Raw genomic sequence first — 12,020 nt, 5'->3', positions numbered from 1 at the left:
CACGTCAGCCTTGCCGGACCTGCCAAGGACTTCGCCACCATCAATGCGCCACCGGGCTGGTGTCCAACATCCATTGCAGCGTCGCGCGCAGGCCAGGATGATGCAGGGGGCCTATGGCCTGTTCCAGCAAAGCCGGGCTGCCGCACAGCGTGCGCACCTCGGAGGCACGGACGAAGGCCGGATTGACGCGCACTTCCAGACTGTGTCCCGTGATCTCTTGCAGCAAGGCGATGACGGCGCGCAACGTCACGGGCTGGCCCGAGCAGACGTTGTAGCACTGCCCTGGCGCGCCCTTGTCGAGCAGGGCCAGATAGGCGTCGCATACGGTACGCACATCATTGAATTCGCGCTCGACATCAAGGTTGCCCAGCTCCACCACGCTGGCCCGTCGGGCAAAATGGTCGACCAGCTTGGGAATGACGAAGGACGCGTGCTGCCCTGCCCCGGTGTAATTGAAGGGACGCGCGAACACGATCGGCAAGCGGTCGAGGTAGTTGCGCGCCATGTATTCCATGGCCAGCTTGCTCATGGCGTAATGATTCGCAGGAGCCGGGGGCTGGCTCTCGCCAATCGGCGATACATCGCAATTGCCATAGATGTTGGCGCTGCTGGCCAGCAGCACTGCCGCCGGACGCTTCGGCACGCGCGCCAGAGCATCCAGCAGATTCATCGTGCCCAGCACGTTGACATCGTAAAACGCACCGGCATCCGCGTGGCCAACGAACGCAATGGCCGCCAGGTGGACCACCGCATCCGCCTGCGCTTGCGCAAGCTGATGCTCCAGTCCCGCCTTGTCATCCAGTTGCCCGGTCAGGGCGATCACTTCATGTCCGCGCGCAATGGCACTGGCAGTGAAATGCCTGCCAGTGAATCCATCACTCCCGGTAAGGAATATCTTCAAAACGAAGTCCCCGCCTGATTGCGACGCACATCGGCTTCCACCATCAGCGCGCACAACTGCTCCAGCGTGGTCTGCGGCTGCCAGCCCAGGATTTCGCGGGCGCGGGTGGGGTCACCGATCAGCAGCTCGACTTCGGCCGGACGGTAGAACTTCGGATTGATGCGCATGACGGTCTTGCCGGTGGCCACGTCCACTGCAGTCTCCTGCTCGGCGGCACCGCGGAACTCAAGATTGATGCCCACACCCTTGAAGGCCATCTGCACGAAGTCGCGTACGGTCTCGGTACGGTTGGTGGCCAGCACGAAGGTATCGGGCTCGTCCACCTGCAGCATGCGCCACATGCCTTCCACGTATTCCTTGGCAAAGCCCCAGTCGCGCTTGGCGTCCAGGTTGCCCAGTTCCAGGCAGTCCAGCTGGCCCAGCTTGATCTTCGCCACCGAGTCAGTGATCTTGCGGGTCACGAATTCGCGGCCGCGCAGCGGGCTTTCATGGTTGAACAAAATGCCGCTGGTACCGAAGATGTTGTAGCTCTCACGATAGTTGATCGTCATCCAGTGCGCGTACAGCTTGGCCACGCCATACGGGCTACGCGGATAGAAAGGCGTGCTTTCGCGCTGGGGGATCTCCTGGACCTTGCCGAACATTTCCGACGTCGAGGCCTGGTAGAAGCGGATGCGCGGATTGACCAGGCGAATCGCTTCCAGAATGTTGAGCGCACCCAGACCGGTGATGTGGGCCGTGGTGGTCGGCTGCTCGAAGCTGACGCCGACGAAACTCTGGGCGGCCAGGTTGTAGATTTCGTCAGGCTGCACCTTTTGCACCAGGGACAGCGTGGTGCCCAGGTCGGTCAGGTCGAATTCCACCAGATGCAGGTTTGGATGATCCTGAATGCCCAGCTCGTTGATGCGCCAGAAGTTGACCGAACTGGTGCGTCGATAGGTGCCATAGACTACGTAGTTCTTTTCAAGCAGAAGTTGCGCCAGGTAAGCGCCGTCTTGTCCTGAGATGCCGGTAATGATTGCGGTTTTCATAGTCTGAGGGATAGCTGAGTCTGGATTGATAAAGGATTTATGAGGGGGTCTTGAAGGAGATCTCGCCTACGGTCACGGGACGCTCATCGTGCGAACTGCCGAACACGATGCCCTGAACCGTCCCGGCAGGAATCGCCACAGCGCGGTCAATTATAGTGTTTTCACCGTGACAAGAATGCACTTCGATGTCGGTGCTGCTCATTTCACCGCGGGAATTGATCCAGTTAACCTGGGATCGGAACTGTGTTCCCTCAGGGCAAGATACCTTCACGTGCAACAGGCCACGGCGCTGTCCTTTCACGTCGATGGTCTGATAGACCGGATGCGTGACGGTAGCGGTCACGCCGCCTTTGACCACGGCATTCCCGTTGAGATCCCACTTGGGACCAGGTTGATCGAGCACCGGTCCTGCGACGCGCTCGACCCGGAACAGGCCATCGGTCTTGACCAGACCGACGCGCATGCCATTGAGACGGAACAGCTCGGTGGTCACCGACATGATATCGGCCTCATGCGATTCGTTTTGCCCCACCGGGTGCACGATGACCTCGATGTCGAAATCGCGCAGCAATTTCTTGAAATTGGTGTCGCGCTCGGGCGAGGAGAAGAACGGCCACGAGTGCCAAGAAAACGCGATGGTGCCTGCCGGGTAATGACTGTAGACCGGATCGGTGCCAACGATGAGAATCTGCTTGCTGCGGATACTGTCCATCTGCTGCAGGATGTCGCCGATGATCACCGCGGGCTTGCTGCGCTCGAGCATTGCACGATGGGCATCACGATCCACCAGCAAACGCGGAGAGAACTGCATCAGCGGCCAGTAGACCACCGGATAGCGCGCCAGGCTGACCAGGCACAGCAGCAGCACCAGCGCGGATGCCGTCAGCGCTGCCTTGGACAGGCGTGCCAGAGCCCAGGCACCGAACACGATGAACCACGGAAGCATCTGGTACACATAGCGCAAATAGGCCTGCGTGTGGAACACCAGCGCGCAATAGAAGGTGGTGGCCAGCAATCCGCCCAGGACCCACCAGTGACGCGTCAGGATGGCGGTGAGCAAGGCGAGCGGGATGAGCACCAGGAAAACGATGCCGATGGCACCATCCGCACCAAACTCGCCGTACCCCATGGACTTGATGCTCGCATCCCAGAACATGCCCAGTCCCAGCGGGTGCAAATAGAGCGGATTGGCAAACGCCTGCTCGTTCTTGAAGACGCTGCCGATGGTGAAGAACGGCGATTTGAAAATATTGTTGTAGAAGGGGAAGAGCGGATTGCCCGTCTTCAGATAGGCCACGACGTAGGGCTGGCAGCTGACAAGCAGAAACACGGCGACCGCCGCCGCCACCACCAGCAAGGTCGGCCGCTGGAACTTGCCCTGGCGTGCCAGCAGGCACACTGCCAGCAGCAGGATCGGCAGCAGCGGCGCGCCCAGCAGCTTGGAGGCACACAGGTAACCAGCAATGGCCCCCAGATACAGCCAGGCACCATGCGGCTTCTCGCTGGTGCCGGTCAGCTCGGCCAGACACAGCAGGAACAGGAAACCGATGACGGGCTCCACGAACATCGAGCCGGACACCAGCATGCTCAGCGGCAAGGTCAGCATCAGGGCCGGTGCGGCCAGCGCGGCGACCACGCCAATGCGAGGGGCCAGGATGCGGAACGACAGCCAGGCCGTCGCCAGCACGAAGGAGGTATCCATCAACTTCGCCGCCTGTTGGCCATCCAGGAAGAAGGGCGGCAACGTCAACCAATTGGCACCGAACGGCATCACCGACCAGATGTACTGGGTCACATCAAAGTCCCAGCGTTTGGCCGCCAGAATGCGAACCGGCAAGTTCAGGTGCATGGCCAGCGCATCGTGTCCCAGCTCGGGCAGCATGGTCACGAACAGCACCAGCGAAATGCCGGCCAGCACCAGGGACAGCAGCAGGGATTCCTGGAGACTACGCCGCCGGCGGCCCAGCAGGTCGCGCAGGGGCGAGGGCCGGCCGGCGGTGCGCCACACGCCGAGACGCCAGCTGGCCAGCAGGGCCCAGCCGCTGAAGAGCAACAGATAGAGCGTCGGTGTATTGATCGGGAAATGCGCCATGAGACCGATGAGACTGCCGGTGATCACGAATCCGAAGCCGCTGTTGCGAACGCTCCAGACGGTGGCCGAATCATCCTTCCACCACGACAAGGTCCAGGCACCGATCAGGGTGGCGCAAGTCCAATACCAGATCACGGCGACGAAGGGTCCGAATCCCGCCAGTGCCACGAACAGCGACGCACATGCGCCCAGCAGAAGCAGGAATGGCAAGCCTGCGGCCAGGCCCGCAAAGCACAGCACCAGCAGCGTGCCGACGGTGTTGTAGAAAGAAACACCCACGGCGGGGGAGACCCAGATCTTCTGCTGCCACCAGCCTTGAGAGAGCGTTCCCCAGAGTGCCACGGCCGCCAGAATGAATGCGACGATGGTCAGCAGCACGGGTTGTGCGACGCCCGGGGATCCCGGTTTGCGATCAGGAAGAGAGGGGTTCATGACGTTCATGCGGAGTGAAGACGCTGCAATGCGGCCCGGGCGATACGATCGGCGTTGGCCATGATGGTCAGCGTATGGGATTTTTCTGTCAGGTTGGGCAGGCTTGCGCCGTCGACCACGAACAGTCCGTCGAGCCCGGCGAGTTCCCCGATGGCCGAGGTCTCACCGGCTTGCGGCCGCTCACGCATCGGCAAGGTACCCGCGTAGTGAATGTCGCCGCCCGGCTGTCCGGCCGTGAAACTCATCGGCAACATGTAGGCCCCCAGTCGCGCGTAGGCGCGGCGCAGGCTTGCCGCGGCCTGCTTCAACAGGGTCGGAACGTCTTCATGGTAAGCGCCCCGGATGTGCAGGCGTCCGTCTGGCGTGAGATGTGCCTGGTTCGCGGAGAGATGCCCGGGAAGGAACATGTTGCCCACCACGCAGGAACTCATCAGCGAACGCAAGACGTCCACCGCCAGCCTGCGACGCAGCGGCAGATGGCGCGCGAACTCGGTCATGGGCAGGCCGACGGTCGAGAAAGTCGAACCGAGTGCGGTCACATCCTCCCGCAGGGTCTGGACAAATGCCAGCTGCCCGTAGCCGAAGGCGTCGGCGCGTGGCTTGCCCAGGAAAGACGGCATCCAGAGAATGAAGGCGGCCGTGGGGCAGGACAGCAGCCGCACCGGTGCCTCGTGCTTCAGGGCAGACAATGCCAGCCGGGTGGTGGCGACAGTGCCCGCAGCCAGGTGCACCTGACGCGCGCTGAAAGTCTTGCGCTGACGGTCCTGCGGATCCTCCCCGTACACCTGCCAGCCCTGCCCTGCATCCTGCCGGAGCGACTCCACCTGCAAGCGTGCATGGCGGAAGTTGGGGAATTGACGCAACGTCGCCAGATCTTCACTGGCGGAATACAGCGAGCGACGCTCACAACCAAACAGGCAGTTCCCGCTGCGATTGCATCCCTTGCGCGCACCACGGTCCTGGCTCAGCACGGCCACGGGAAAACGCCCGAGCCTGAATCCCTGCTGCAGCAGATCAGCACCATGTCGGCGATACTTCTGGTCCAGTGCCGTATGCAGCTTGTCCAGCGCGATCTCGGGCTGTGCTTCGCCCTGCATGCCGAAATAGTCAGTGAGTTCATCCTGTTGCGAACGGCTCACGCCAATGCGTTCCACCACGGTGCGATAGGAATCGTGCATGGCATCGCTCGGGCAGGGAAACGCCGCCAGCTCCTGGGGAGACAGTTGCGCCACACCGCAGCCCCAGGCATTGGACAAGCCGCCGGGAGCCAGCGACCCCAATGCAATGAATCCCTGTGAATCCACTCGATTGACCTGCGCAAAGTCTGCAAAGACGTGCGCATGGGTCGGCACGCGCAACTTGGGAGAGATGGCCTCGCGCATGCCGAGGGCATGGAAGCGCTCGCCGACCATCCACTCCCACTGCCGCGGATCGGTCGCACGTTCTTCCAGAAAGCTGCGTGTCGGACGCCGCACGTCTTCCTGGCGTCCGCCATCGACCATCAGCACTTTCACGCCTGCCTCGACCAGCGGAAACGCCGCCGATACGCCGGCCGGGCCACTTCCCACGATGATGACGTCAAACTCCGGGCTCACGGGAAACTCCTGTTGATGGCGTCACGCAAGAACAGCGGCATGCTCACCGGGCGGGCAATCCGCCAGAACACTTCCGATGCGACGGCACACGCCAGGCCAAGACCATAGCGCAGCATTCCCGCCGGTTGCCGGATGCCGATGAAACGCTCTGCACCCGCCTGCGTTGCCTCTGCCAGCAAGGTGGCCGCGTCCAGTCGCCATGCCAGTTCCTGCCCGCGTTCGCTGGCCAGGAAGGCGCGATCATCGAGCAAGGCCAGCAGCGCCGGATGACGCAGCGTAAAGCCGGGCAGACCCAGAGCGCGCCCTTCCCGGAAGCGCCCGATGGCAGCGATGTAGCGTTCGACGAGATCACTGTCGGGACGGCGATTGAGTACGTAGCACAGCATTGCCGCGGCTTCGGCGGCGAGCTGGTCGCCGGGCGCGGCGGGCTGCATGCCGCTCTCCAGCGAACGCAGTTGCAAGCCGAGCAGCGCCAGGCTGCCACGGGTATCCATGACCGGTAGGGCAAACAGGGAATCCAGACGGGACAGACCGAGCCGATTGCTGCGCTCAGCGCCCAGCAGTCGCACGGCCAATCGGACCAGTGCGGTCGGCACTGGCACGAAAAATCGTGTCTTGCGCACATGGCTGGCGGCAATCGCGCGCAGGAAAGTTGTGAAACTCAGCGCTTGCGACTGCGCGATCAGATGCACTTCGGGTGTCGCATCCGGCAGCTGCGCGATGCGCAACAGCGCCAACGCGAGATCATCGACATGGACCGGTTGTATCAATGGCGCAGGCAGAAATGCGGGCAACATCGGGAGCCGGTCCACCAGATTGACCAGCAACCCGAACAGTCCCATCGCGGCGCCGCCGTACACCTGGCCGGGACGCACCACGCTGCCGCCACGCTGCAGCACGAGCTGCTCGATACGCCACTTGGTGCGTCCATAGGCGGTAGGCGCATCCTCGCGCGCCGTCTGGCTGGAAACGAACACGAAGCGCGCACCCACGGCGGCAGCGGCGTCGAGCAGGCGCAGGGCGGCCACCATCTCGGCGTCGCCATCGGCTTCGGTCGCCACGCGCGGATTGAAGGCGAGATGCACCACGGCCTGCACATCGCCCGGCAGGGTCAGGGCGTCCGTATCAAAAAGATCGTAACGAAGCCATGCGCCGGCATCGGCCGCCGGTGCGGTCCGTGTCAGCAGCAGCGGATGATGCCCTTGATGCAAGGCCAGAGCCGCCAGCTGCCGACCGATGTAGCCTGTGGCTCCGGTGATGGCGATCTTCATGGCCGCAGCTCCTTCACATGGCCAATGCTGGACGCGATGAAAGGGCGGGCCGCACGGAAAAATTCTTCCTGACTGCAGAATCCGCGACGCTCATACAGGGGGGGGCCGTCATGTGCTGCCTCGTGGATGCGCGCGAGCGAACAGGGCTGCAGCAGCTGCGTACCACGGACCACATAATGAAGGAACAAAAATGGAAAAAGTCCCACCCAGGTCTTCGCCTGCGAGGGATACAGGAAACAGTAGCGCATGAAGCGCAGGCGCTCGGTCCACGACATGCGCCGCGCCATGACCTCGCCGTTGGCGGCCAAGGGCGCAAACAGCTTGAACCAGGGTCCGCTCAGACCGGCCCCGGTGTAGAGCGTGAACTGGCGGGTCTGCGGCAGGCAATGCGAGGACTTTGCGAGCGCCAGGCCAATCAGATGGGCGGCGTCATGATCCTGATGACCGCCTTCCCAGGCCAGCAGGTAAAGCAGCTCCGGCTGGCCAATGCGATGGCACAGCGCAGCCAGCTCGGCCAGTACGGCCGGCATGTGCTCGACCAGTTTGCTGTCCGGCACGCCCAGCTTCTCTCCGATGAAATGCACGCTGCTGGCCGCTACGCCCAAGCGTCCGAGCACATCGAGGCTTTCGGCATTGCGATCGGGACGCGGCCCACCGTCGAGCGCACCTGAGGTCAGATAGACGACCGAGACGCGATCGCCGGCCGCCAGCAGTCTCGCGATTTCGGCGAAGACACCGAACTCGTCGTCCTGATGCGCGAACAGGAAAAGGGCGTGCTTAGAAGGCATCGAAGTCCAGGAACGTGATGTAACACTTGTCCAGGGACAGCTTGTCGGTATTGTCCACCAGATTCTTGTAGATCAGATTCAGCGGTGACGGCTTGAGACGCTCGGGGATAGGCTGGAAATTGACACCGAAGCGGTACCCCGGAATGTTGCCCACGAACACCTTGGCCGAGAGCAGCCCGGCAGCCAGTCCATTGGGCTGGACCTTCTCGTGGGCCGCCGGCGGCAGCACCGCCAGCGCCGTCATGCCTGGCTTTCCTGCCGAGGCAAACACGCGCAGCTGGCCATCGGCACCGCGCTGGAGCGCGACCGGATTGACCGGGCTCTTGCTGCGCCATTGCAGGGCGGCTTCGCCCCACTCCTGAAACAGGTCCGCCTGGGCCAGCCCTTCTTCGCAGGCTCGCGCGTTGAGCGCACCTAGTCCCACCCGGGCCTGCAGCGGGCCCACCAACTGGAAGCCCATCTGCCGCACCCAGCCTGGCGTCGCCGCCGCATTGGCCACACCGATGACAAACTCGAATCCGCGCAAGGCGCCGAATTCGCACATCTTCAGTCCCAATCGCTTGAACAGGTGCTTGCCCTGGAAATCCGGATGGACCGCAACGTTGACCGCCACCAGCCCGCGCACCTGCCTGCCACGTAGACGATAGCGGCCCGGCAGCGCAATCACCTGTCCGATCACCTTGCCATCGCAGACGGCATCGGCACCCAGTGCCCGGCCTTCCGGGTTATCGATGTAGAGCCAGTTCAGATACTGGCGGCGCAGCTTGTCTGCTTGCGGAAAACAGGCCTGGTACAGCGCGATGTAATCATCCATGCGCGCGGTATCGGATTCGATCAGTTCAATTTCCATGGTGTCTCGGGTTCAGTTCTTCTCGTTGGCATCGACACTGCCAACGGCGGCCGCAGCGCCGGATTTCTTGCGGGTAAAGGTAAAACTTGACGTCACCCAGAAGGTCACGATGAACAGCAGCACGTCAGCAATTGCTTTGGCATAGACCGGATGCGGAATGACCAGCATCAGAAGGTACAACACCACCGACGAGATCGGGGTATAGAGCAGCGCCAGCCCGAAATACTTGGTCGCATGGGCCATCTGTCCGTCGGCTTCCTTGATCTGGTAGGTAAAGCGGCGATGCATGAAGAAACCGCAGATGGCCGCCAGGATCTTGACTGCCACGTTGGCCCAGATCGGATCGACGCCCATCTTCAGCAGCACATAGTAGCCGCCCATGTCGATCACATAGGCCAGCACTGCCACGATCAGGTATCGCACCAGGGTGCTCATGCTGCATCCCTCTTGCGCAGCATGCGTGCGGGCGCGCCGACCATGACTGCATATTCTTCCGTATCCTTGGTTACTACGGCATTGGCACCGATCACGGTGCCCCTGGCAATGGTGACTCCGGGCATGATGACGGCACCGGCACCGATCCAGACATCGTCACCGATGACGATCTTCTTCGGAATGCTCTGGCGGGCAAACACCGGCGGCAGTGCACCTTCAATCGGATGCTGTCCCGAGGAGATGGTCACGTTGCTGCCGATCAGTACATAGGAACCGAATTCGATACCACCCACCCCGTTGATGTAACTACCCGAATTGACGCCGAAGTTGCTGCCCATGGTGATGCGGTCGGCATGCACGATGGTCACGCGCGGCTGAATCCAGGCAAAGCCGGCGCAGCGCTTGAAGAAGACCTTGCTCACCAGGGCGCGCAGGATCACGCCACCGGTGGTGGGTACCAGCGAAAAGATGCCGAAGAAGAGCGACTCGAACTCCAGCCTGAGCATGGTGCCGAGTGAATATCCCTTGGCTTTTTCTTTCAGGAATCGCAGGTATTTCATGAGATCACTGCTCCGTCGCCGGGAGCTTGTCCTTGGCCGGCTTGCGCAGTCGTTTCAGACGCCCAAGGTGGCGCGCACGCTTGGGCACCGTCGAGATGTCGTGGCCAAGGAATGCCAGCAGCAACTGCAAGCCGGTCAGGATGGGCAGCGCGGCCATCATCACCACGCCGGCCGGCGTGGCGGTTCCGGAACCGGCCGCAACCAGCCAGTGATAACCGCCATAGATCACGCCGAAGCCGAGCAGCAGCAGGCCGATGGGCAATTCCAGCGAGGCCAGCGTCAGGTCGCGCAGGTAATAGTTGTAGAAGATGCGTTTGCCGAAGTTGCGTGCATGCTTGACGAGGAATTCGCCGACGATCTTTGAAATCTTGAGGCCACTGACCTCATCCCCATACTTGGCCGCCATGGGAATATCGATGACGGCCGCGCGCAGCGTATTGAGGCGGAACAGAATGTCGGTCTCAAAGAAGTAGCGCCGGCTGATCTTGTCATAAGGCAGATGGCGCGCCACATCCGCATGGATGGCAGTGAATCCGTTGGTGGGATCGAACAAGTCCCAGTAGCCGGTGGAGAATTTGGCCATGAGCGACAGCACCGTATTGCCAAACAGGCGCATCGGCGGCATCGCGCCGATCTCTTCGAGATCGTAGAAACGATTGCCCTTGGTGTAGTCGGCAATGCCATCGACGATGGGCTGGACGAAGTAGGGAATCAGCTCCGGATCCATCTGGCCATCACCATCAACCTTGACGATGACATCGGCCCCGCCCTCGACCGCAGCCTGGTAGCCGGTCATCACCGCACCGCCCACGCCCTGGTTCACTTCATGCCGCAGGATCCGCACGCGCGGGTCAGTGCAGTGCTGGGCGACGAAGTCACCTGAGCCGTCGGGGCACTTGTCGTCCACCACGTAGATCTGGGCGACATCCGGACCCATCGCCTCGATCACGCCCAGGATGTGGCGCGTCACACGGTAACTGGGAATGACGACGGCAACGACGGCATCGAAGCGGGCACCGTCACCGGCTTCGGTCACGGGTGTCACATCGCGCACGGTGGCTTGAACTTCGGTCATGCTTGTTTCATCCTTTCAATACGTTTCTTCTTCAAGCCCGCCAGGGGCCGATCGACCAGGCGGATCACCAGCCAAGACACCAGCAGGGTGATCACGAAGGCTACGCAGAAGAAGGGGAACGAACGCATCTGCATGCCTGCGGCCACCAGCCAGATGGCGGCGGTGGTATGAAACAGGTAGACCGGATAGGAGAGGTCACCGAGGAACTGATCCAGCCATCCCGGCTTGCTGGGTGCCAGCGACAGGACCACCCACGCCGACAGCAGCAGGGATACATACAGGCCATAAGTCCACGGCCAATAAGGGAAACGCAGCCAGACCAGGCAATGCAGCCCCCAGGCCAGCAGGCTCAGCCAGGGCGCACGCAGGCGCGACAAGGGTTCACGATACTGCGACAACAAGGTGCCTGCGGCAAAGGCCATGAAACAGGTCAGGAAGCCCGAGTAGCGATCCCCGAAGGTCTCCAGGCCAAATCCGTATTTCACGTTCAGCGCAGCACTCAGAATGAATGCCAGCCAGGCTGCGGAACGGTTCATGGCCATCAGGGGCATCAAGACATAGGCCCCGATCTCCACCGCCAGCGCGCCAGCCACCGGCACGAACAGGCCCGGCGTCGGAATGGGCAGCAGGAAGGCGTTGGACAGCCACTCCAGCGCGCCATGCGGGCGTACGAACTGCGGGTTCAGCGCCGAGGGCAGCACGCCGATGCGCGGCAGAATGTAGAGCGTGGCCGCACCGGCCACCACCGCAACCGCATAGGCCGGATAGATGCGCAGGAAGCGGTTGAACGCATAGTCGCGCAGGCCGCCTTCTTCGTGGCCGTACTTGAAGCACAGCACATGCGTCATCAGATAGCCGCTCAGGATGAAGAAACCCCATACCGCATAGGCGGCAGGACCGTGAATCATCCCTTCCCACAAGTGGGAGATGGCCACCAGCACGGCCAGCAAAAACCTCCAGGTACCCAGTCCGACTTTCACGTATTCCCCC

At 62.1% G+C, this 12,020-nt stretch carries 10 protein-coding genes and 1 pseudogene; all 11 read right to left on the bottom strand.

Features of this window, described 5'->3' with window-relative positions; translation table 11 throughout:
- Positions 1–40: 40 nt before the first annotated feature.
- The gene (locus MKD49_RS20130) at positions 41–955 is read right to left on the bottom strand and encodes an NAD-dependent epimerase/dehydratase family protein (RefSeq protein ID WP_371925497.1); all 915 of its coding nucleotides are present in this window, start codon (positions 953–955) and stop codon (positions 41–43) included.
- On the bottom strand, positions 898–1,932 hold the full coding sequence (gene gmd / locus MKD49_RS20125) for a GDP-mannose 4,6-dehydratase (RefSeq protein WP_039789353.1): 1,035 nt from the start codon (positions 1,930–1,932) through the stop codon (positions 898–900). Before gmd ends, MKD49_RS20130 begins: the two co-directional genes overlap by 58 nt.
- A 37-nt stretch (positions 1,933–1,969) precedes the next feature.
- Positions 1,970–4,456, bottom strand: coding sequence for a hypothetical protein (locus MKD49_RS20120; RefSeq protein WP_252697183.1), 2,487 nt, complete (start codon positions 4,454–4,456; stop codon positions 1,970–1,972).
- A gap of 5 nt (positions 4,457–4,461) precedes the next feature.
- Complete coding sequence (locus MKD49_RS20115) at positions 4,462–6,051, bottom strand: FAD-dependent oxidoreductase (RefSeq protein ID WP_209580063.1); 1,590 nt, start codon at positions 6,049–6,051, stop codon at positions 4,462–4,464.
- The gene (locus MKD49_RS20110; protein ID WP_121042763.1) at positions 6,048–7,322 is read right to left on the bottom strand and encodes an NAD-dependent epimerase/dehydratase family protein; all 1,275 of its coding nucleotides are present in this window, start codon (positions 7,320–7,322) and stop codon (positions 6,048–6,050) included. The genes MKD49_RS20115 and MKD49_RS20110 overlap by 4 nt, the downstream gene beginning before the upstream one ends.
- Positions 7,319–8,110 carry a PIG-L deacetylase family protein gene (locus MKD49_RS20105; RefSeq protein ID WP_252697182.1) on the bottom strand — a complete coding sequence of 264 codons (792 nt, stop codon included), beginning with the start codon at positions 8,108–8,110 and terminating at the stop codon, positions 7,319–7,321. The genes MKD49_RS20110 and MKD49_RS20105 overlap by 4 nt, the downstream gene beginning before the upstream one ends.
- Entirely contained in the window at positions 8,100–8,960 is an 861-nt protein-coding gene (locus MKD49_RS20100; RefSeq protein WP_252697181.1) for a GNAT family N-acetyltransferase, read from the bottom strand. The genes MKD49_RS20105 and MKD49_RS20100 overlap by 11 nt, the downstream gene beginning before the upstream one ends.
- A 12-nt stretch (positions 8,961–8,972) precedes the next feature.
- Positions 8,973–9,395, bottom strand: a complete 423-nt coding sequence (locus tag MKD49_RS20095; RefSeq protein WP_134135605.1) for a GtrA family protein — start codon at positions 9,393–9,395, stop codon at positions 8,973–8,975.
- Between the two features lie 8 nt (positions 9,396–9,403).
- Positions 9,404–9,562: pseudogene (locus MKD49_RS26600) on the bottom strand (DapH/DapD/GlmU-related protein); the annotation flags it as partial.
- 397 nt (positions 9,563–9,959) lie between these two features.
- Complete coding sequence (locus MKD49_RS20085) at positions 9,960–11,030, bottom strand: glycosyltransferase family 2 protein (protein WP_121042753.1); 1,071 nt, start codon at positions 11,028–11,030, stop codon at positions 9,960–9,962.
- The gene (locus tag MKD49_RS20080; RefSeq protein WP_039789341.1) at positions 11,027–12,010 is read right to left on the bottom strand and encodes an acyltransferase; all 984 of its coding nucleotides are present in this window, start codon (positions 12,008–12,010) and stop codon (positions 11,027–11,029) included. The genes MKD49_RS20085 and MKD49_RS20080 overlap by 4 nt, the downstream gene beginning before the upstream one ends.
- Positions 12,011–12,020: the final 10 nt, after the last annotated feature.

The sequence above is a fragment of the Herbaspirillum sp. WGmk3 genome (assembly GCF_023952535.1).
Taxonomy (GTDB): Bacteria; Pseudomonadota; Gammaproteobacteria; order Burkholderiales; family Burkholderiaceae_D; genus Herbaspirillum; species Herbaspirillum huttiense.
Note: the sequence above shows the minus strand (reverse complement) of the source record. Positions and strands in the feature narration are given on the sequence as shown.